The 21,632-nt window shown below is 59.2% G+C and carries 16 protein-coding genes and 4 tRNA genes; 2 read left to right on the top strand and 18 right to left on the bottom strand.

From position 1 onward, the window contains the following. Positions 1-59: 59 nt before the first annotated feature. The gene (gene rpsG / locus HMPREF3135_RS03610; RefSeq protein WP_016422052.1) at positions 60-530 is read right to left on the bottom strand and encodes a 30S ribosomal protein S7; all 471 of its coding nucleotides are present in this window, start codon (positions 528-530) and stop codon (positions 60-62) included. A 3-nt stretch (positions 531-533) separates the two neighbouring features. Further along, complete coding sequence (rpsL, locus tag HMPREF3135_RS03605; protein WP_005509887.1) at positions 534-905, bottom strand: 30S ribosomal protein S12; 372 nt, start codon at positions 903-905, stop codon at positions 534-536. A 542-nt stretch (positions 906-1,447) separates the two neighbouring features. Between rpsL and HMPREF3135_RS03600 the strand changes: the two genes are divergently transcribed. After that, positions 1,448-2,095: an SDR family oxidoreductase gene (locus tag HMPREF3135_RS03600; protein WP_016422051.1), complete on the top strand. Its 648-nt coding sequence runs from the start codon at positions 1,448-1,450 to the stop codon at positions 2,093-2,095. Between the two features lie 305 nt (positions 2,096-2,400). Here the strand turns inward: HMPREF3135_RS03600 and HMPREF3135_RS03595 are convergent, their stop codons facing one another. The 15 genes from HMPREF3135_RS03595 to HMPREF3135_RS03525 all read right to left on the bottom strand — a co-directional run bounded on the left by HMPREF3135_RS03595 (position 2,401) and on the right by HMPREF3135_RS03525 (position 19,415). Next, positions 2,401-6,372, bottom strand: coding sequence for a DNA-directed RNA polymerase subunit beta' (locus tag HMPREF3135_RS03595; RefSeq protein ID WP_070438078.1), 3,972 nt, complete (start codon positions 6,370-6,372; stop codon positions 2,401-2,403). Between the two features lie 148 nt (positions 6,373-6,520). Beyond that, a complete protein-coding gene (locus tag HMPREF3135_RS03590) occupies positions 6,521-10,009 on the bottom strand; it encodes a DNA-directed RNA polymerase subunit beta (RefSeq protein WP_042388391.1) in 3,489 nt (1,162 codons plus the stop codon). A gap of 432 nt (positions 10,010-10,441) precedes the next feature. Next, positions 10,442-11,407 (bottom strand): cell envelope lipid trafficking protein PgfA, encoded by a 966-nt coding sequence (locus HMPREF3135_RS03585; protein WP_049170045.1) that lies wholly within the window; start codon positions 11,405-11,407, stop codon positions 10,442-10,444. Positions 11,408-11,630: 223 nt separating this feature from the next. Next, entirely contained in the window at positions 11,631-12,014 is a 384-nt protein-coding gene (gene rplL / locus HMPREF3135_RS03580; RefSeq protein ID WP_016422047.1) for a 50S ribosomal protein L7/L12, read from the bottom strand. A gap of 124 nt (positions 12,015-12,138) precedes the next feature. Beyond that, on the bottom strand, positions 12,139-12,651 hold the full coding sequence (gene rplJ / locus HMPREF3135_RS03575) for a 50S ribosomal protein L10 (RefSeq protein WP_016422046.1): 513 nt from the start codon (positions 12,649-12,651) through the stop codon (positions 12,139-12,141). Positions 12,652-13,038: 387 nt separating this feature from the next. After that, positions 13,039-13,671, bottom strand: a complete 633-nt coding sequence (locus tag HMPREF3135_RS03570; RefSeq protein ID WP_049193217.1) for a hypothetical protein — start codon at positions 13,669-13,671, stop codon at positions 13,039-13,041. A 254-nt stretch (positions 13,672-13,925) separates the two neighbouring features. Beyond that, complete coding sequence (gene rplA, locus HMPREF3135_RS03565) at positions 13,926-14,630, bottom strand: 50S ribosomal protein L1 (protein WP_016422044.1); 705 nt, start codon at positions 14,628-14,630, stop codon at positions 13,926-13,928. Between the two features lie 101 nt (positions 14,631-14,731). Next, positions 14,732-15,169, bottom strand: a complete 438-nt coding sequence (gene rplK / locus HMPREF3135_RS03560; protein WP_016422043.1) for a 50S ribosomal protein L11 — start codon at positions 15,167-15,169, stop codon at positions 14,732-14,734. A gap of 338 nt (positions 15,170-15,507) precedes the next feature. After that, positions 15,508-16,380, bottom strand: a complete 873-nt coding sequence (gene nusG, locus HMPREF3135_RS03555) for a transcription termination/antitermination protein NusG (protein WP_070438075.1) — start codon at positions 16,378-16,380, stop codon at positions 15,508-15,510. Positions 16,381-16,571: 191 nt separating this feature from the next. Further along, positions 16,572-16,880: a preprotein translocase subunit SecE gene (secE, locus tag HMPREF3135_RS03550; RefSeq protein ID WP_016422041.1), complete on the bottom strand. Its 309-nt coding sequence runs from the start codon at positions 16,878-16,880 to the stop codon at positions 16,572-16,574. 456 nt (positions 16,881-17,336) lie between these two features. Further along, positions 17,337-17,409: transfer RNA gene (locus HMPREF3135_RS03545), tRNA-Trp, on the bottom strand. Positions 17,410-17,512: 103 nt separating this feature from the next. After that, positions 17,513-17,586 (bottom strand) — tRNA-Met (locus HMPREF3135_RS03540). Between the two features lie 39 nt (positions 17,587-17,625). Beyond that, a tRNA-Thr gene (locus HMPREF3135_RS03535) sits at positions 17,626-17,698 on the bottom strand. 399 nt (positions 17,699-18,097) lie between these two features. Then, positions 18,098-18,179 (bottom strand) — tRNA-Tyr (locus HMPREF3135_RS03530). A gap of 180 nt (positions 18,180-18,359) precedes the next feature. Beyond that, positions 18,360-19,415: a polyprenyl synthetase family protein gene (locus tag HMPREF3135_RS03525; RefSeq protein WP_070438072.1), complete on the bottom strand. Its 1,056-nt coding sequence runs from the start codon at positions 19,413-19,415 to the stop codon at positions 18,360-18,362. Between the two features lie 118 nt (positions 19,416-19,533). Here HMPREF3135_RS03525 and HMPREF3135_RS03520 point away from each other — a divergent pair, with 118 nt between their 5' ends. Next, on the top strand, positions 19,534-20,886 hold the full coding sequence (locus HMPREF3135_RS03520) for a geranylgeranyl reductase family protein (RefSeq protein ID WP_168163232.1): 1,353 nt from the start codon (positions 19,534-19,536) through the stop codon (positions 20,884-20,886). A gap of 51 nt (positions 20,887-20,937) precedes the next feature. Here the strand turns inward: HMPREF3135_RS03520 and HMPREF3135_RS03515 are convergent, their stop codons facing one another. Next, entirely contained in the window at positions 20,938-21,630 is a 693-nt protein-coding gene (locus HMPREF3135_RS03515) for a demethylmenaquinone methyltransferase (protein ID WP_042388380.1), read from the bottom strand. Positions 21,631-21,632 lie beyond the last annotated feature (2 nt).

Below are 21,632 nucleotides of genomic sequence, written 5' to 3'. Positions count from 1 at the left end.
TTGACATACCGGCAGCTGCTCTACGACGGTGACCACTCGCGGCCTCCGTCGATAAGCGATTACCAGCGGTAGTGAGCGAATGCGCGGTTTGCTTCCGCCATCTTGTGAGTGTCCTCACGACGCTTGACGGATGCACCCAGGCCGTTGGATGCATCGAGAATCTCGTTAGCGAGACGCTCGGTCATGGTGTTCTCACGGCGCTGACGGGAGAACATCAGCAGCCAGCGCAGTGCCAGCGTGGTGCCACGGCCCGGACGAACCTCGACCGGGACCTGGTAGGTGGCGCCACCAACACGGCGGGAACGAACCTCAAGAGCCGGCTTGACGTTCTCGATTGCGCGCTTCAGAGTCAGCACCGGATCAGTACCGGTCTTCTCTTCGCACAGCTCAAGTGCACCGTAGACGATGCGCTCTGCAGTCGACTTCTTACCGTCGATCAGAACCTTGTTGACCAGCTGCGACACCAGAGGGGAGCCGTAGACCGGGTCGTTGACGACAGGACGCTTCTGTACTGGGCCCTTACGTGGCATGGCTTACTTCTCCTTCTTTGCGCCGTAGCGGGAACGAGCCTGCTTGCGGTCCTTGACACCCTGGGTGTCGAGGGAACCACGGACGATCTTGTAGCGGACACCCGGGAGGTCCTTAACACGACCACCGCGAACGAGCACCATGGAGTGCTCCTGCAGGTTGTGGCCCTCACCCGGAATGTAAGCCGAAACCTCGATACCAGAGGTCAGACGAACACGAGCGACCTTACGAAGAGCCGAGTTCGGCTTCTTCGGGGTGGTGGTGTAAACACGGGTGCAAACGCCGCGGCGCTGAGGGGAACCCTTCAGAGCTGCGGTTGCAACCTTAGCCTTCTTGTCATGGCGGCCCTTGCGGACCAGCTGCTGAATAGTGGGCATGAAGCCTCTTTCTGTTTTCAATCCTCGCTGGACATTCTCACGACCGATGCCAACCGCAGCGGAGTAACCACCTTCCGTGTGAATGCATCACAAGAAAAGTTATTACTCATCCAGTGGTGAGCCCATCGGTTGAACGCAAGAAATGGAGGGATTTTGAACGTGCGAAACCCAGTCAGCCGCTCTCGCTGGCCTACTGGGTAATGTCTCAAGTTCCCAATTCTTTTCTGGGATCGTTGTATAACAGTACGCGAGCTGCGGGTTTAGTCCAAACACCCTGGTAATGGCCTATAAATTTCAAGCACTTTGAGCGCTTGTGGGCTTGGTGATCAAATTTTTGGGTGTTCAGCACGGCGCGCCTCGCCCCAAAAGACGCAGACGTTACTATGCCGGTTTGAATTGATAACTCGGCCAATTCTGCCGTCCGTTCGGTTTGCCCATAGTACTGTCCTGCATCAGCGCTGGAGAAACTTAATCGCCATGTTCACCACAGGCGAATGCCTTCTTCATTGCCAGCAGTGTACTGGCAGCGTATAGGTGGGGACATGTCTAAAAAGGTTATTGTCATTGGCGGCCACGGCAAGGTGGCCCAAATCTCTACTCCCCTACTTATCGACGATGGCTACGAGGTCACGTCTGTTATACGCAACCCCGACCAGGTTCCGGATATCGAGGCTCTCGGCGCCACACCAGCCGTTTACGACATCGCCAGTCTCTCGACCGAACAGTTTGCGGACCTTCTCAGCGCGCACGACGCTGTGATTTGGTCCGCCGGCGCTGGTGGAGGTTCACCAGAACGGACGTACGCGATCGACCGCGACGCAGCTATTACTTCGATTGCCGCAGCCGAGCAGGCTGGCGTTAAGCGCTACGTGATGGTCTCTTACTTTGGTGCGGGCCACGACCATGGCGTTCCAGAGGATCACAGCTTCTTTGCCTATGCCGAGTCCAAGGCTGCAGCCGACGAAGCGCTGCGCGCTTCAAACCTGGAATGGACCATTCTCGGCCCGAGTGCGCTCACGCTCAACGAGGGCCAGGATTCCATCGACACCACGGCGGACAAGGCAGGCGAGGTCGCTCGCGCGACCGTTGCCAATGTCATCGCGCAGGCCGTGTTCAACGAGGCTACCGTTGGTCGCATGATTAACTTCAACGAGGGCAACACCCCGATTGCAGAGGCTCTCAAGATGTAGAGGAGGGAGGTCGGGACGGAACCCCTAGGCCCTTCCTCCCCTGCCCCTTGCCTCTGTTCCTATCGCCTTTCTTCAGTCTCCAGCCGAGTTTTCCAGTTGGGTTGCCTCGACAAAGAAAAATCCTCCGGCACGACCGTGACGAACTAGCAACCCGCTAGTAAGCCACAACTGTGCCGGAGGATTTTTCCGGTTGCCACCTAACAGTTAGCGCACGAAGCCCCAACTGTCAGGCGAGGTGCTTTGCCAGACAGTGACCGAGGGAATTCTCCCGCTCCCCCCAGCCGCTGCCGCAAAGCTATTGATTTCTACTCGAAGGTTCCGATGTCATCCAGCGGAACTGCGGAACCGACCTGATCGATGCCGTAGGTGTCCTCGGCACCGTAGAAGCCCTCACCGAAGGAAGCGAACGGAGCGGCTGCCTGGCGGGCAGCTTCCTCAGTCGGCTCAACCGTGATGTTGCGGTAGCGCGAGATACCCGTACCAGCCGGGATCAGCTTACCGATGATCACGTTCTCCTTCAGGCCGATGAGCTTATCCGAGCGCTTGTTGATAGCGGCGTCGGTAAGCACGCGCGTCGTCTCCTGGAAGGAGGCGGCGGACAGCCAGGACTCGGTGGCCAGCGATGCCTTGGTAATACCCATCAGCACGCGACGGCCTTCGATGACGCTGCCACCGGAGGCGACAATCTCGCGGTTCTTCGCCATGACCGTGGAGCGCTCGACCAGTGCACCTGGCAGCAGTTCGGAGTCACCTGGCTTAGACACAATCACGCGGCGCAGCATCTGGCTGACGATAACCTCGATGTGCTTGTCGTGAATGGCCACACCCTGATCACGGTAGACCGACTGGACTTCCTCGATGAGGTGGCGCTGGACGCCTCGGCGGCCCAGAACCTCGAGGACCTCGTGCGGATCGGCAGCGCCCTTGAGCAGCTGCTGACCCTTGACCACATGGTCACCATCGCGGATGGCGCGACGACGGCCATCGACAGTGATTTCAGCCAGGCCCTGACGCTTGGACAGCTTGTCGTAAACAACCTCGTCCTCGCTGTTGGCATCCGGGATGAGGGTGAGCGTGTAGAAGTGCTCGTCCTCCTCCAGGCGCACGCGACCGTTTTCGCGGACCAGCGGAGCCTTGTTCTTCGGCACGCGGGCCTCAAACAGCTCCTGGACACGCGGCAGACCACCGGTAATGTCGCCACCGACACCACCCTGGTGGAACGTACGCATGGTCAGCTGGGTACCCGGCTCACCAATGGACTGCGCAGCAACAATACCGACAGCCTCTCCGATGTCGACCAGCTTGCCGGTTGCCATCGAGCGACCGTAACACTTGGCACAGACACCGGTTGCGGTGGAACAGGTCAGAACCGAGCGGACCTTGACTTCCTTGACACCGTGGCTGAGAGCCAGGGTGATGTGGTCGTCGTTCAGGTCGGTGTCAGCCGAGATAAGGACATTGCCCTCAGCGTCGGTGACATCGGCTGCCAGCACACGAGCAATCGCGGCAGTCTCGACGTACTTCGCACGACGAATCTCGCCGGTCGGGTTACCGGCTGCGTCCAGAACATCCTCGCCGATCTCGACAATGACACCATCGTGGGTGCCACAGTCCTCTTCGCGAACGATGACGTCCTGCGCAACGTCGACCAGACGACGGGTCAGGTAACCCGAGTCAGCGGTACGAAGCGCGGTATCGGCCAGACCCTTACGGGAACCGTGCGAGTTGTTGAAGTACTCGAGAACCGACAGGCCTTCGCGGAAGGAGGTCTTAATCGGACGGGTGATGTATTCACCACGCGGGTTCGTAACCATACCCTTCATGCCGGCCAGCGAGTGAATCTGGCCCATGTTACCGGCAGCACCCGACTTCACGATCATCGGAATCGGATTGTCATCCGGGTACAGAGCCTCGACCTTTTCACCGACCTCAGCCGTCGCGGCCTTCCACAGGTTAACCAGCGACTCGTGACGCTCAGCAGCCGAGAGCTTACCGCGGCGGAACTTCTTCTCCACCGTGGCGGCCTTCTCTTCGTAGCCGTTCAGGATCTCCCGCTTGTTCGGGAGAACCAGCACGTCAGACATAGCAATGGTGACACCAGAACGGGTAGCCCAGTAGAAACCAGCATCCTTGAGCTTGTCGACGGTCTGAGCGACCGTGATCATCGGGTACTTGGCAGCCAAGTCGTTGATAATCGCAGCCTGCGGCTTCTTAGCCATAACGCCTTCGACGTATGGGTAGTTCCACGGCAGCAGGTCGTTGAACATAACGCGACCCAGCGTGGTCGAAGCCAGCCAGGTATCGCCCTTGTTCCAACCGTCTGGGAACTGCTCGGCCTCAATCTCGGCCGGCGGACGCAGGTGGCTGATGCGAACCTTAATCGGGCTCTGCAGGCCAATTGCACCGCGGTCGTAAGCCATGATGGCCTCGGCCGGGCTGGTGTAAATACCCTGCTCCGGTGCGTCCTCGGTGGCATCCTGGTGGCCACCCGGCAGCTCCGGCTTCTCCAGCGTCAGGAAGTACAGGCCAGTGACCATATCCAGACGCGGCATAGCCAGCGGCTTACCGGAAGCCGGTGACAGAATGTTGTTCGAGGACAGCATCAGGACACGAGCCTCGGCCTGTGCTTCAGCGGACAGCGGCAGGTGGACTGCCATCTGGTCACCGTCGAAGTCAGCATTGAAAGCTTCACATGCCAGTGGGTGCAGCTGAATTGCCTTACCCTCAACCAGGACCGGCTCGAACGCCTGAATACCCAGGCGGTGCAGCGTAGGTGCACGGTTCAGCAGGACCGGGTGTCCGGTAATGACATCTTCGAGGACGTCCCAGACCTCTGGGCGCTGACGCTCAACCATGCGCTTTGCGCTCTTGATGTTCTGCGCGTAGCTCTTGGCCACGAGCTCCTTCATCACGAACGGCTTGAACAGCTCGAGAGCCATCAGCTTCGGCAGACCACACTGGTGCAGCTTCAGCTGCGGGCCGACGATAATAACCGAACGGCCGGAGTAGTCAACACGCTTACCCAGCAGGTTCTGACGGAAACGACCCTGCTTACCCTTGAGCAGGTCGCTCAGGGACTTCAGCGGGCGGTTACCCGGACCAGTGACCGGGCGGCCACGACGCCCGTTGTCGAACAGTGCGTCAACGGATTCCTGAAGCATGCGCTTCTCGTTGTTGACGATGATCTCCGGAGCGCCGAGGTCGATCATGCGCTTCAGGCGGTTGTTGCGGTTGATGACACGACGGTAGAGGTCGTTCAAGTCCGAGGTCGCAAAGCGGCCACCGTCGAGCTGCACCATCGGGCGCAGCTCCGGCGGAATCACCGGGATGCAGTCAAGCACCATAGCGGCCGGGTCGTTGCCGGACTGCAGGAATGCAGTGACAACCTTCAGGCGCTTGAGGGCGCGCATCTTCTTCTGTCCCTTGCCGTCGCGAATAATCTCGCGCAGCTCCTCGGCCTCCTTGGCCAGGTCGAAGTTGCGGATCAGGGTCTGAATAGCCTCAGCACCCATACCACCGGTGAAGTAGTCCTCGTAGCGGTCGACGAGCTCGGTGTAAATACCCTCGTCGATAATCATCTGCTTCGGCTCGAGCTTGATGAAGGTGTTCCAAATCTCATCGAGACGATCCAGCTCGCGCTGGGCGCGCTCACGGATGTGGCGCATCTCGCGCTCGGCTGCAGACTGAACCTTCTTGCGGGCGTCAGCCTTGGCACCGGCTGCCTCGAGCTCAGCCAGATCCTCTTCCAGGGTCTGGGCGCGCTCGGCCAGCTCCTGGTCGCGGTCGTCCTCAACCAGCTTCTTGTCCACGAGCATGTCTGCTTCGAGGGTTTCCTGGTCGTTGTGGCGAGCCTCTTCATCCACAGAAGTGATGATGTTGGCAGCGAAGTAGATGATCTTTTCCAGATCCTTCGGAGCCAAATCGAGCAGGTAGCCGAGGCGGGACGGCACACCCTTGAAGTACCAGATGTGAGTGACCGGAGCGGCCAGCTCAATGTGGCCCATGCGCTCACGGCGAACCTTCGACTTGGTCACCTCAACGCCACAGCGTTCACAGATGATGCCCTTGAAGCGAACGCGCTTGTACTTACCACAAGCACACTCCCAGTCACGGGTCGGGCCGAAGATACGCTCACAGAAAAGGCCATCCTTTTCCGGCTTCAGCGTACGGTAGTTAATCGTCTCGGGCTTCTTGACCTCACCGCGAGACCAGCGGCGGATGTCGTCGGCGGTAGCGAGCCCAATCCGGAGCTCGTCAAAGTTGTTGACGTCGAGCACCTGTTTTCCCTTTCCCTCCGCATCGAAGTAATGCGGAAACCAAATTCTCTGCGGAGGTTTTTGTACGTTGTCGTCTGTGTTGGGTTATTCGCGAGTTAGGGCTTCCCGACCCTGATACTCACGCAATGTTTCGTCGTTAAGCGAGAAACTATGCGGAGTCAGCGTCGGAACGCTCATCGCGGGACAGGTTAATGCCGAGGGATGCGGTCGCGTGGTCGAGTTCCTCATCGTCGGAGGAGCCCAACTCAACCGGAACGCCGTCGGCCGAAAGGACCTCAACGTTCAGGCAGAGCGACTGCAGTTCCTTCAGAAGCACCTTGAACGACTCCGGAATACCCGGATCCGGAATGTTGTCGCCCTTCACGATTGCCTCGTAGACCTTGACGCGGCCAACCACGTCATCGGACTTGATGGTGAGCAGCTCCTGCAGGGTGTAGGCAGCGCCGTATGCCTGCATTGCCCACACCTCCATCTCACCGAAGCGCTGACCACCGAACTGGGCCTTACCACCCAGCGGCTGCTGGGTAATCATGGAGTACGGACCGGTGGAACGAGCGTGAATCTTCTCGTCGACCAGGTGGTGCAGCTTCAGCATGTACATGTAGCCCACCGAAACCGGGAACGGGAACTTCTCGCCAGAGCGGCCGTCGAACAGCGTGGCCTTACCGTCAGCGTTGACCAGCACCTCGCCGTCACGGTTCGGGCGGGACGACGCGAGCAGACCAGCGAGCTCCTCGTTCTCAGCACCGTCGAACACTGGGGTTGCGACCAGGGAGTCGGACGGAACGTCGTGCAGGTCTGCCGGAAGACGCTTAGCCCAATCCGGGTCGCCCTCAATGCTCCAGCCGGCCTTCGCCAGCCAGCCGAGGTGAACCTCGAGGACCTGGCCGATGTTCATACGACGCGGAACACCGTGGGTGTTCAGAATGATGTCGACCGGGGTGCCGTCCGGCAGGAACGGCATGTCCTCCTGCGGCAGGATCTTGCCGATAACACCCTTGTTACCGTGGCGACCTGCCATCTTGTCGCCGTCCTGGATCTTGCGCTTCTGCGCAACGTAGACGCGGACCATCTCGTTGACACCCGGTGCCAGGTCGTCATCGTCTTCACGGGAGAAGACGCGGACGCCGATGACCTTGCCGGACTCACCGTGCGGAACACGCATGGAGGTGTCACGGACCTCGCGGGACTTCTCGCCGAAGATAGCGCGCAGCAGGCGCTCCTCCGGAGTCAGCTCAGTCTCACCCTTCGGGGTGGTCTTAGCGACCAGAATGTCGCCGTCGCGAACGTCAGCACCGATGCGGACGATACCGCGGTCATCCAGATCCTTCAGCATCTCCTCGGATGCGTTCGGGATGTCACGGGTGATTTCCTCCGGACCCAGCTTGGTGTCGCGGGCATCAATCTCGTGCTCCTCGATGTGAATCGAGGTCAGGATGTCCTCCTCAACCATGCGCTGGTTCAGGATGATGGCGTCCTCGTAGTTGTGTCCTTCCCACGGCATGAATGCCACGAGCAGGTTCTTACCAAGTGCCATCTCACCGTTGTCGGTACCCGGACCGTCAGCGATGACCTGGCCGGCCTCAACACGCTGGCCTTCGTCAACCAGAGGCTTCTGGTTGTAGCAGGTGCCCTGGTTGGTGCGTTCAAACTTGCGCAGCAGGTAGGTGTGGCGCTGGCCCTCATCATCCATGATGGTGATGAAGTCTGCCGACACGGTCTCGACCACACCGGTGGCCGAAGCGACAATGACATCGCCGGCGTCGTAAGCAGCACGCTGCTCCATACCAGTACCGACGAACGGAGCCTCCGAACGCAGCAGCGGCACAGCCTGGCGCTGCATGTTCGCACCCATCAGGGCACGGTTAGCGTCGTCGTGCTCGAGGAACGGAATCATGGCGGTAGCCACGGAGACCATCTGACGCGGGGAAACATCGAGGTAGTCGACCTCATCGGCGCGGACGGACTCGACGTCACCACCCTTCTTACGAACAGACAGGGTCTCCTGAACGAAGTGGCCGTTCTCGTCGATCGGGGTGTTGGCCTGCGCGACGACGTAGCGGTCTTCCTCATCAGCGGTGAGGTAGTCGACCTCGTCGGTGATGACACCATCGCGGACGCGACGGTACGGAGTCTCAATGAAACCGAACGGGTTCACGCGTGCGTAGCAGGACAGCGAACCAATCAGGCCAATGTTCGGACCCTCTGGGGTCTCAATTGGACACATGCGACCGTAGTGGGACGGGTGAACGTCTCGAACCTCAAGGCCAGCACGGTCACGGGTCAGACCACCCGGGCCCAGTGCAGACAGACGACGCTTGTGGGTCAGACCCGACAGCGAGTTGTTCTGGTCCATGAACTGGGACAGCTGGGAAGTACCGAAGAACTCACGGATAGCCGCGGAAACCGGGCGCACGTTAATCAGGGTGGTCGGCTGGATCGACTCCACGTCCTGAGTGGTCATGCGCTCACGAACCACGCGTTCCATGCGGGACAGACCCACGCGGACCTGGTTCTGAATCAGCTCGCCTACGGTACGCAGACGACGGTTACCGAAGTGGTCGATATCGTCGGTCTCAACCGGGATCTCAACACCTTCCGGCGAGGTCATAACATTCTCGCCGTCGTGCAGGCGCACAAGGTATTCGATGGTGGTAGCAATATCCTGCTCGGTCAGAACCATCTCGCCGGAGGCATCAGCGCCCAGACCCAGCTTGCGGTTGACCTTGTAGCGACCGACCTTAGCCAGGTCGTAGCGCTTCGGCTTGAAGAAGTTGTTCTCCAGCAGAGCCAACGCGGACTCGCGCGTCGGCGGCTCACCCGGGCGCTGCTTGCGGTAAATCTCCAGCAGAGCCTCGTCGGTGTTTGCAACACCGTCCTTCTCCAGGGTGGCCATCATGATCTCAGAGAAGCCGAAGCGCTCCTTGATCTCCTCGGTGGTCCAGCCGAAAGCCTTCAACAGAACCGTGACCGGCTGGCGACGCTTACGGTCAATACGAACGCCGACGGTGTCCCGCTTGTCGACGTCGAACTCCAGCCACGCACCGCGCGACGGAATAATCTTCACCGAGTGCAGCGGGCGCTCGGTGGACTTGTCGATGGTCTCATCGAAGTAGACGCCCGGAGAGCGCACCAGCTGAGAAACAACGACACGCTCAGTTCCGTTGACGATGAACGTACCCTTGTCCGTCATCATCGGGAAGTCACCGATGAAGACAGTCTGGCTCTTGATCTCACCGGTCTCGCGGTTGGTGAACTCCGCGGTGACGTAGAGGGGAGCCGAGTAGTTGATGTCCTTATCCTTGGACTCATCCACGGTGTTCTTAACGGAGTCGAACCATGGGTCCGACAGCGTCAGGGACATCTTCTGGGAGTAGTCCTCAATCGGAGAGAGCTCTTCTAGAATATCTTCGAGACCGCTGGTAACCCGAGCGTCTTCTCCGAGCTCCTCCTGGCGACGAGCACGCCACTCAGGCGTGCCAATGAGCCATGCGAAAGACTCACGCTGCAGGTCGAGCAGACCAGGAACCGCAATCGGCTCCTGAATCTTTGCAAACGAGTACCTCTTCGAAGCTCCGGGAATACCGGTTACTGCCTTGGTCTGGCGGGAGACTGCCAAGATGCGTCCTTCCAGCACCTCACGCGGTGGAGCACACCGGCAACCGGTGGTGCGCTCCGCCCGCTTGGTTTATACGCGATTCAAGTTGCAGGAATCATTTCTGTTGCGCACCGGGATACTTTGCGTCTAACCTTTGGTCACACACGAAAGTGATTCCCCCGCCACTTGGCCTCCAAGACCAGCCTTTAAAGGCGAGCCCCGAGCCCTAACGGCGGCGCCGCAGCAACTCCTTTAACAGCTAGATGCACGAAAAACGGTGCTACATAATAGCCCCGCGCTCCGAGCGCAAACTATAAAAGAGCTGGCGACAGATACACTAATTCCAGCGCAACGATTTAGCCTATATCAAAAACTGGCAGTTGTCTAGTACAACTTGACAAATCGGGCGTGTCGCATTCACCCGTTACCGATATAACGATGAGGCCTGGGCGCTATGGCCGTCGTAAAGCGTTACTCTGCTTTACGACGGGTCGAAGGACGCACGATGCCCACGATTGCGATGAATACCAGAATTGAACCGGACGCAATGAGGCCGATTGACCACGGCTCTAGAGCTGGGCGCTGGAAATTCTGTATTGCGCCAAAGAGAAGCTGATTGGAAAGGCCTTCGTCCATCTTGCCGTTGAAGCGCAGGTAGTCCATGATCGGCTCGCCGTCGCGGGTCTCCCACCAAAGGTGGATGTCCTCGGCCATATCGATGACCGAGCCAGACTTGGGCTCAACCCACAAATCACGGGTGCCCTGGTACTGGAGGAAGCCGGACTTGTCATCCTGGGTTAGCTGAGAGACATAAGAACGGTACTTCTGGGCGAGATTCGTCTTCTCAATGTCCTGACGGAAATGCAGGACACGGTTACCACCGCGCTCCTCTTCCCCGACAAACTTTGCTGGTAAGGAATCGTGGAGGAGATCATCAAAAATCAGGTATTCCTTTTCCTCCGTGTCGGCCGGGAGCTTCACCCAGTTCCCCTCGAAAGCCACTGACCGTGGAACGCCCGCCATGCGGTCGACAAGCGTCGCAGGAGCCAGCGCCTCGCCGGTGAGTCGGTCGATGGTAACTGTCCAGATATTGGCCTCGATAAGCTCCGTCAGCGGGTCGGTGCCGATAACCTCAGGGGGAAGCTCACGCATTTCAGTCACGCCGACGCGGAGCGAAACCTTGTCCGCATCCGCGGGTTCGATGAGCACGCCGTGAAGCTGTCGCTGCAGCGGCGAGTGCACTTCTTCCCGCTTGCCCTCTTCGTTAATCCTGGTGGATACGCCGTCTTCCGCCCGCAGGGTATACGACACCGGCGGCAGGTCAAGCGGCATTTTGGGATCAACATTGAGCACTTTGGGCAGCAAAATGCCAGCAGCAAGCAGTGCGGTGCCTAGACCCAACAGAAGGATAGACAGAATTCTCGGCCGTGAGAGCATGTTAGATACTTTACAGGCCAATAAGGGTAATCAAGACAATGAGTGGGCTGGTTTTTGCCTCAACTCCCTGTGACGGGTGAGATTAGTGAGGTTTTGCCCGGGTCAGGCGGGTTAGCAAAGGCCCCAGAAACAAAAGAACCGCCAACCCCGGGCACGAAGCCCAGAATTGGCGGTCATAATTGGTAGCTTTAGGCCACTACCGGGGCCGAGGCAAGTAATTGAATTACTTGAGGGCAACCTTTGCGCCAGCCTCTTCCAGCTTAGCCTTAGCAGCCTCAGCGTCGTCCTTGGAAGCACCCTCCAGGATAGCCTTCGGAGCGGACTCAACCATCTCCTTAGCCTCCTTCAGGCCCAGGCCGGAGACGATCTCGCGGACAGCCTTAATAACGCCGATCTTCTTAGCGCCAGCGTCCTCGAGGACGACGTCGAACTCGTCCTTCTCCTCAGCAGCAGCCTCGCCGCCAGCAGCGCCTGCAGCAGCAACTGCAACCGGAGCAGCAGCGGTGACGTCGAACTCTTCCTCGAAAGCCTTCTTGAACTCGGTGAGCTCAACGAGGGTCATTTCCTTGAAAGCCTCGAGCAGTTCCTCAGTGGTGTACTTAGCCATGGATATTCTCCTATGAGTGTGGTGCGGCCGCTCCCCTCAGAGATCCCTGGGGTCGAAGCCGTCAAAGTGATATTGAAAAGTTTTTCGCGTGATTTAGTTCGCGTAGATCGCGAGCCGCTCGGGATTACTTCTTTTCCTCGAGTGCCGCAGCAAGGCGGGCAACCGAGGAGGTCGGAGCGTCGAGCAGGCCAGCGACGTTCGCCAGAACGCCGTTGAAGGCACCAGCCAGCTTTGCCAGCGTGGTCTCACGGTTATCCATATCCGCAAGAGCCTCGAACTGTGCTGCATCCATTGCAGCACCGTCCATGTAGCCGCCCTTGATCACGAGGTTCTTGTTGTCACCGGCGAACTTCTTAATCGCCTTAGCCGCATCCACAGCCTCGCCCTTGATGAAGGCGACTGCAGTCGGGCCGTTCAGGTGCTCATCAAGACCCTCAATCCCTGCCTCGTCGGCAGCGATCTTGATCATGGTGTTCTTGGCGACGGAGTACTTAACATCAGCACCGAGGGCGCGACGCAGTTCCGTGATTTCCGCAACGGACAGGCCGCGGTACTCAGTCAGCACGATAGCGTTGGACTCTTCAACGTCCTGCTTCAGCGCTGCAACAGCTGCAATCTTCTCAGCATTTGCTGCCATGTGTACTCTCGCCTCCTTCCTGGTCTTTGCAATTTTCCGCTCGGCCAAGTGAAGGATTCTTTTGCGCAAATACAACAAACGCCCCAATCCTCGCACAAGGATGGGGCGCACAATTCTTGTGGCATGTTCCACTTCAACTCCGCCGACCGCAAGGACAACAGGTGAAGTCAAACTGCGCAAGCGCTTCCAAGTCCTCCTGCGTGGGCCGCTCACTGTATTCCTACAATGAAACCTTCAATCCGCTTCTTTCAAAGCGAATGACCGACGGTCTTCGGTGAAACTTGAGTACCAACCTCCATCTTCCCAACTCGATGTTGGTACCGATTGGAAGCCGGTCAAACTTCGTGAAGAAACTTTATACCAGACCCTGGCAATTAACCAAATCGCCTATCCAAACCGCGCCGCACCTGGCTCTCCGAAGCGGCCGAACTCCAGGTCCTTCTCACGTTGCTGGACAATCATCTCGAGCTCGGCAAAGTACGCATTCAGGTCATCGTCGGCAAGCCAGAGCACTTGGTCGGCGTAGTCGAGTACCACGCGCACCATGTCGTCGGGATGCGCGTCTAACCTAGCGGCGTCGAGAATATCCACGGTCAGTGTCAGCGCCACACGCACGACCGGCGGAATCTGCAATGCCAGGCGCTGTTGCGCCACGACATTGCGCAGCTCCACGGCTTCCATCCGCGCAATGATGCGCAACAACCGCACTACGACGACCTGCGCCGCCCGAGCTTGCAGAGCTTCCTCCTCACTCATCCCCGGAAGCACCACAGAATCCTGGATATTGCGGCGAAGGACCTCAGCTACGCGCTCGTCCTCCCCTAGCCCCGTCAGTACCTCGCCCAGCAGCGTCTGCCCCGCGATGCGCAGGCAGGGCATGTCATAGGCATCGTCGCCCAACGAATCAAGGTACGAGATGAGCTGCGGTTCAATAATTCCGGAACCGTCGTCGAGCTGCGCCAGGCGATTAATCTCGCCGAGCGCCTCCAGCCCTTCTTCGGGTTCCAAAATTAACGTCATAGTCGCGATTTTAAGCAACAAACTCTGGCTGTGAGTCCATTTCGCCTGGATTAGTTGTTTGGATTAGCAATTCGCTTTACGACGTCTACCGCGCCCAAGCCCCCACCGCGCTATCGATACCCCTTATGCCAATGCAAAACCGCCACCTCACACACTGTGGGAAAGTGCGCGCGGCGGCGGTTTTAAAGAGCTTTGCTCAGAGTCGCTCTCGAGTGACTCATGAAGAGCACACTCACCTATCGGCTGATGCTGATTTAGGCGGTGTAGTCCTTGATCACGCTGGTGTCAACCGGGATGCCCGGGCCGTTGGTGGCGGAGACGGTGATCTTCTTCAGGTACTTACCCTTAGCAGCGGACGGCTTGAGGCGCATCAGCTCGTCGATAAGCGCACCGTAGTTCTCGGCCAGCTTCTCAGCGTCGAAGGAAGCCTTACCGATAACAGCCTGCAGGTTTGCAGCCTTGTCAACGCGGAAGGAAATCTTACCGCCCTTGATCTCGGTGACAGCCTTAGCGACATCCGGGGTAACGGTGCCGGTCTTCGGGTTCGGCATCAGACCACGCGGGCCGAGGATGCGAGCCACGCGACCAACCTTGGCCATCTGGTCCGGGGTAGCGATAGCAGCGTCGAAGTCGGTCCAACCGCCCTGAATCTTCTCGATCAGCTCCTCGGAGCCAACGAAGTCAGCGCCAGCCTCTTCAGCCTTGGTGGCGTTCTCGCCAGCAGCGAAGACGACAACGCGGACGGTCTTACCGGTGCCGTTCGGCAGGGAGACAGTGCCGCGAACCAGCTGGTCAGCCTTGCGCGGGTCAACGCCCAGGCGGATGGCGACGTCGATGGTGGCGTCGTAGTTCTTGGAGGAGGTCTCCTTGGCCAGGTTAGCGGCCTCGAGCGGAGAGTAGATGCGGCCGGCGTCGATCTTCTCGGCGGCGGCGCGGTATGCCTTAGAGTTCTTGCTCATGAAAAGTCCAATCTCAATTAAGTGAAATGGTTGGATTGTGGTGTGTAGCGGGCCGAAGCTGGCCCTACCACTTGATGAAGGAGCAGCTAAACGCTGACGGTTTACTTTGCGCCCTCGACGGTGATGCCCATGGAGCGAGCGGTACCGGCGATGATGCGTGCACCCATCTCGATGTCGTTAGCGTTCAGGTCCGGCTTCTTCAGCTCGGCGATTTCCTTGCACTGCTCCCAGGTCACGGAACCGACCTTGTTGGTGTGCGGAACGCCAGAGCCCTTCTGAATGCCAGCGGCCTTCAGCAGCAGCTTAGCTGCCGGCGGGGTCTTCAGAACGAAGGTGAAGGAGCGGTCTTCGTAGACGGAGATTTCAACCGGGACAACGTTGCCACGCTGGTTCTCAGTTGCTGCGTTGTAAGCCTTGCAGAACTCCATGATGTTGACACCATGGGCACCCAGTGCCGGACCAACCGGCGGAGCCGGGTTAGCCTGACCAGCCTGAATCTGCAGCTTAATAATCGCAGAAAGCTTCTTCTTCGGAGCCATCGGATTAACCTACTTCCTAGTTACCGGGGCACGCCGCCCCGATGAAAAGGCGACTCACCCCGTCCGGATGCCGACGCTTTACGACGACCCTTGCGCCCTCGACCATCATGGCCACTGGCGCTGGTCATTGAGTTGGTGCCAGCCACCGGGGATACGAATTACTTGGCGCATCTGTGCTCAAGGCACAAAAATGCACGCCTGGCTACGTTACCGCAGCGTATGGCGTGCATCAAAATCCGTTACCGGATTGGTTGCGCGAGCGAGCTAGCTGGTGCCTTGCTCGGCGCTTGGCTTGGCGGTGCTCTCCGCTTGGCTCTGCGCCTGGCTTGAGGTCGGGCCTAGTTCAGCTTCTCGACCTCATCGATGCCCAGCTCGACCGGGGTCTCACGGCCGAAGATGGAAACCAGAGCCTTCATGCGGCCGGTGTCCGGGTCGATCTCGGAGATGGTCGCAGCCACAGATGCGAACGGACCGGACAGGATGGTGACGGACTCGCCGACCTCATAGTCGATGGCGACGGCCTTCTTCTCCGCCTGCGGCGCCGCTGCGACAGCCAGCTCACCGTCGGCATTTGCAGCTTCTTCAGCGGCGTCCGCGGTGATGGTCTCCTTCGGCATGAGGAACTTAGCGACCTCGCGAATCTTGACCTTGGACGGCTGGCCCTCGCTACCGACGAAGGAAGTAACACCCGGGGTGTCGCGGACGACGGACCAGGACGGGTCATCCAGGCTCATACGAACCAGAACGTAGCCCGGCAGCAGCTTGCGCTTAACGATCTTCTTCTTGCCGTCGTCCTTGCGCTCTTCGACTTCCTCAACCGGAACGATGACCTCGTGGATCTGCTCATCGACACCCATGGTCTGGGCGCGCATTTCCAGGTTGGTCTTCACCTTGTTCTCGTAGCCGGAGTAGCACTGGATGATGTACCAGTCGCCCGGACGACGCTTGAGCTCACGCTGGAACTCGCGCAGGCGCTTACGGTACTCGGCATCTGCGTCAGCAGCTGCCTGTGCCTCAGCGTCAGCGGCAGTCTCCTCTGCCGGCGCTGCTTCTGCTGCAGCAGTGTCAGCTGCGGCTGCGTCGGCTGCGGCTGCGTCGGCTGCACCCTCGGCCGGAGCTTCTACCTGAGCCGGTGCGCCCTGCGCATCCTGCTCAGTTGCGGCAGCATCCGCGGACTGGGCGTCGGAGAAAATATTCTGACCATCATTCATGTCGTGCTAACCCCTCTTGTATCTACATCAACGGTTCGCGACATTGGCATCTTCGCCTAAAGAGTCTTAAGAGCCAATATGCCATCCGCAATCACTTCGCACAGCCAGACACCAGCTGCGCTAACGAATAATCCCGCCGTCCGGAACTCGGAGGCGGGATGAAAAGCATCACTGCGAAACAGTATAACCGATTACTTGCCCAACACCGATCGGACACCCAGACCGGCCAGCGTGTCCACACCCCACACGAGAGCGATCATGGCAATCAGGAACAGAATCACGATGATGCTGTAGGTGACCATCTGGCGGCCGGTCGGCCAAATCACCTTGCGCAGCTCGTCAACAACCTGCTTGATGAAAACCAAAGGGTTACGAGTCGAAAGCTCGTTGGTCTCCTTCTCACGCGCAGGCTTCTTCGCCACGGTGGTCTGCGCGCCCGTCGCCTGGCGCTTACCGGACGGGCGAGCCGCCGCCTGGAAAGTCTGGTTTTCCTCAGACACGATGCTCCTTCGCTACTTCGTGCATATGAGACCTAAAGATACTGCACAGTGAAACTCAAACGTGAATTCTTCAAGGGCAAACTCCGGGGAAGTTCTCCGGAGCCAAGCCCCCACTGTGCAGAGCAAGTCTGGTTCAGTGCGTAAATTCTAGCCGATAATCCACACTATCGAAGAAATGCCCTTCGTGGGAACCGCAGGCTTCGAGATTCGATTCTGACAACCCCAAAGAGCCACGGGCTGCTCGCTCGGGCTGCTCGCTTCGGCCGCTCGCTCGGGGATGCGAACTTGGGGCTGCAAATGTGAAACTGTATGGGTTTATGACACTTTCAAGCCATTTTTCGGACCATTTTTGTCATAAACGCAGTCAGTAACTCGCATTGCCCCACCGCCACCGAACATAAACGAAAAACCCGCCACCCAGACGCATTTTCATACGCCCTGGATGACGGGTACTTGCAGGGGCGACAGGACTCGAACCTGCAACCTGCGGTTTTGGAGACCGCTGCTCTACCAATTGAGCCACGCCCCTTCACCACCAGCGAAAGAACTTTTCAGTCCTTAGCTGACAATGTCCCACCTTACTGCATTGCTGCATAATCAAGGCGGGGTTCGACGAACATCACTGTCCGTAGTAGCGATGGGGGGGATCGAACCCCCGACCTCACGATTATGAGTCGTGCGCTCTCACCATCTGAGCTACATCGCCCCTATTCTCTACCGGACATAAGTCCGTATAAAAGAACAGAGCCCCCTGACAGAATCGAACTGTCGACCTTTTCCTTACCATGGAAACGCTCTGCCGACTGAGCTAAGGGGGCATCAGCATCCGTTAAACCCAGCACGTAACTCTGTGGCCAATTGTTGACCGCTTCGTTTCGCTCTGTGCTCTCCGTGAAGCCTTGCAAAGATTAACCCGAAATCACCACTAAGCACAAATCAGCAGGTAGGCAGTGGTATTTCTTGTCACGTTTGCAGACATTTGGCGCGCACTTATGGATAATCTATTCACTTATCGATGAGCCCCAGCGGAACCATAAGTGAATAGCTCATCGATGAGTGGCTGACCTCTAACTCGAGCCTCTAACTCGAGCCCCTGCCCCCGCTTAATCCAGAGCCCCTCACTCGAGCCCCTACCCCAAACCCCTGCCCCGCATCCCCACCAACGGCCCCTACAAACAAAAAATCACCGCGAGAAAGTTCTCGCGGTGATTTCACTGTGCCAGATGATGGATTCGAACCAACGAAGGCAATGCCGACGGATTTACAATCCGCTCCCTTTGGCCGCTCGGGCAATCTGGCGTGCACTCTTAAACGGTGCGAATGGAATGCTACCCACTACTCTGTCATTTACACAAATCGGCAGGTCGAGAGGATATTTCCCTACCTGGATTCACCCCTCAGCAGAACTCACCCCAGAGCAGAGCTCACCTCAGAGCAGTGCTCGCCCCTAGGCCCATCTCGCCGATGGAGCTCAATCCACTACCCCACGCGCTCCACGGTGTAGCGAGCAACGTGACGCAGGGACTCCTTGGCCGCACAGTCAGGAAGGTCAGCGATGACGCGGTCGGACTCATCCAGCAGTTCATTGACCTTCTCCATCGCGCGAGCCACACCGTTGGTCTGAGCCAGGAGCTCGAGGGCCTCGTCGACAAGCGCGTCGTCGGAAACTGGGCCGACAAGAATCTCGCGGAGGCGGTCAGCGGCTGGGGTGTCCTCCTGCAGCGCGTAGAGAACCGGCAGCGTGAAGACGCCCTCGCGCAAGTCAGTGCCCGGAGTCTTGCCGGACTGATCGGTATTGGAGGAGATGTCGATGATGTCGTCGACAATCTGGAAAACGATACCGATTAGTTCGCCATAGCGGCGCAGTGCGTTGGAAATCTCGGCGGACGCACCGGCGTGATAGGCGCCGAGATAACCGGCCGATGCGATGAGCACACCGGTCTTTTCGGCAATGACCTTCAGGTAGCGCTCGATGCGCTCTTCAATCGGCAGGTCCAAGTCGTTGAGGCACTCGCGCATCTGACCTGTGACAAGAACACCGAAGGTCTCAGCGAAGTGAGCCACGCTCTCGGAGCCGAGCTCTGCCAGCAGGCGGGACGCAGCAGCGAAGAGGTAGTCACCGGCCAGAATGGCGACGGTGTTGTCCCAGCGCGAGTTTGCGGAGGGCACGCCGCGGCGCTTATCCGCTTCATCCATGACGTCGTCGTGGTAGAGCGTCGCCAGGTGCGTCAGCTCCAGCACCGTCGCGGCGGTGATGACCTTATCGCACTCCGGGTTCTCACCGAACTGCGCGGCCAGCATGGTAAACATCGGGCGGAAGCGCTTACCACCAGCGTGAGCTAGGTGGGAAACCCGCTCGACTAGGAAGTCCTCGCCGCGCCCCAGCTCGGTAATCAGGAGGTCCTCGCTCTTGCGCATTCCCTCGGTGATTGTTGCTTCCAGCGCCTCATCAACGAAGTGAGAACTAGTGGCGGTGTGCTCACCAGTGCCCTGAGCACTTCCGGAACTAAGCCCGGAGTAGTCTCCAGTACGCATTCGAGACCTGCCTAACTGACGATAAAAGATAAGAAACTGCTAAATAAACTACCTTACGAGCATAGTGGCTAGCAGACCAGTTCCCATATTTGTTTCAACGTCGTTATACGCTGGGGCAATGACCTCAAGCCCGATTTCGCGAGTTTCCCCCACGTTCGACGGCACCGTCGCTCTACCCAGCAGCACTGACGTGCTCATTGTTGGCGCAGGCCCCACCGGCTCCGCAGCCGCAATTCACGCCGCCCGCGCCGGTTTTTCGGTCACTGTGGTCGACTCCCAGCGCTTCCCGCGCGACAAAACTTGTGGCGACGGGCTCACTCCTCGTGCCATCGCTGAGCTACGTCGTCTAGGGCTTGACGACGAGCTCCTGCGCCGCAACCGCAACCGCGGACTCAAGCTGCACGGCTTCGGCGGCTCCATCACCGCACCTTGGCCAGATGATGCCTCCGGCACTTTTCCCGCTGTCGGATCCGCGATGTCGCGAGTTGAGCTCGACACTTTCTTGCTCAATGCCGCCGCTGATGCCGGTGCGCAGGTCTTTGATGGAGTCGCAGCGCGGAAGGTGGTTCTCGGAGCGCTGAACACTGGCGGCACGCGGGGGCACGGCGTGCGCGCGGTGGAGCTTTCCGACCACGAGGGCAAGCCACACACCATCTCGGCCCGCTGGTTGCTCGTGGCCGATGGGGTCCGCAGTACCGTCGGCAAGCAGCTGGGGCGTGCGTGGCATCGAGACAGCGTCTTTGGCGTGGCCGCACGGTCGTATGTCAGCTTCGACAGCGCAGACGTAGCGGATGACTGGATTCACTCGCACCTGGAACTGCGCGACTCCGAAGGGCATACGCACCCGGGCTATGGCTGGATTTTCCCGCTGGGCGAGGGCCGGGCGAATGTGGGGTGTGGGGCGCTGGCGACGTCGGCACGCCCGGCGCGCACGAATGTGAAGAAGTTGCTGCGTGAGTACCACGGACAGGTGCGCGATCAGTGGCAGATGAGCGAGCCGGAGCACGTGACGTCGGCGCTGCTGCCGATGGGCGGTGCTGTATCGAATGTGGCGGGGCCGAACTGGGCGTTGCTCGGTGATGCTGCGTGCTTAGTCAACCCGCTCAACGGTGAGGGCATTGACTACGGCATGGAGTCGGCGCGACTGGCAGTGGAGCTGATTAGCTCGATTGGTGCGGGCCGCGATGGGCTGACGCACTCCTGGCCCGCCCTCCTTCGCGAGCACTACGGCACCGGCTTCTCGCTGGCTCGCAAGTTGGCGCTGACGCTGACGTACCCGAGCTTCCTTCCCACGGTCGGCCCGTTGACCATCGGCGCCCCGTGGGGAAGCCAGCTCATGGGTGTTGCCGCACGCCTGATGGGAAACCTGGTCACGGAACACGACCGCGACGTAGTGGCGCGACTCTGGCGCGCTTCGGGGAGGACAGCGCTGGCCTCCGATAAGTGGTTCGGGCGCCAGCCCTGGCAGTAGGAATCGCTTTACGACGGGCCCTGCGACAGGGCTTTGCTGCGGGCTAGCGAGCTACTGTGCGGGCTTGGTTGCCGAGTGCAGCGCTGCGATACCGAAGGTGAGATTCTGCCAACCGGCATCCTCCCAGCCAGAGGCATTGATGTCGCGGGCAAGCTGCGGCTGGTTTGGCCAGGCGCGAATCGACTCCGCCAAGTACACGTAGGCCTCCGGGTTCGAGGAGACGACCTTGGCGATCTGCGGCAGTGCCCGCATCAGGTATTCCTTGTAGAAGGTGCTGAACACCGGCATCACGGGGGTGGAGAACTCGCAGACTGTTAGCTGGCCTCCGGGCTTGGTCACGCGAGCTAGCTCAGCGAGGCCCGCCTTGTAGTCCACGATGTTGCGCAGACCGAAGCTGATGGTCACCGCGTCGAAGGTGTTGTCCGGGAATGGCAGCTTCATGCCGTCACCGCAGACCTTGGGAACATCGCGGTGTGCACCGGCCTTGAGCATGCCTCGGGAGAAATCACAGGCAACGACGTATGCGCCAGACTTTGCCAACTCCACTGATGAAACAGCCGTACCGGCGGCCAGGTCGAGGACTTTCTGGCCAGGCTGCAGGTTCAGGCGCTTTGCCGTGCGCACGCGCCAGTAGTGGTCAATGCCACCGGTGAGCACGGTATTAGTGATGTCGTAATTCTTCCCCACGCCATCGAACATCGAGGCGACTTCGCTGGGATTTTTCGTTAAATCAGCCCTAGACACGA

Origin of the sequence: Corynebacterium sp. HMSC14H10 (assembly GCF_001807105.1) — a bacterium.
Classification (GTDB): domain Bacteria; phylum Actinomycetota; class Actinomycetes; order Mycobacteriales; family Mycobacteriaceae; genus Corynebacterium; species Corynebacterium jeikeium_D.
The sequence above is the reverse complement of the archived record's forward strand: the minus strand, read 5'-3'. Positions and strand labels throughout refer to the sequence as shown.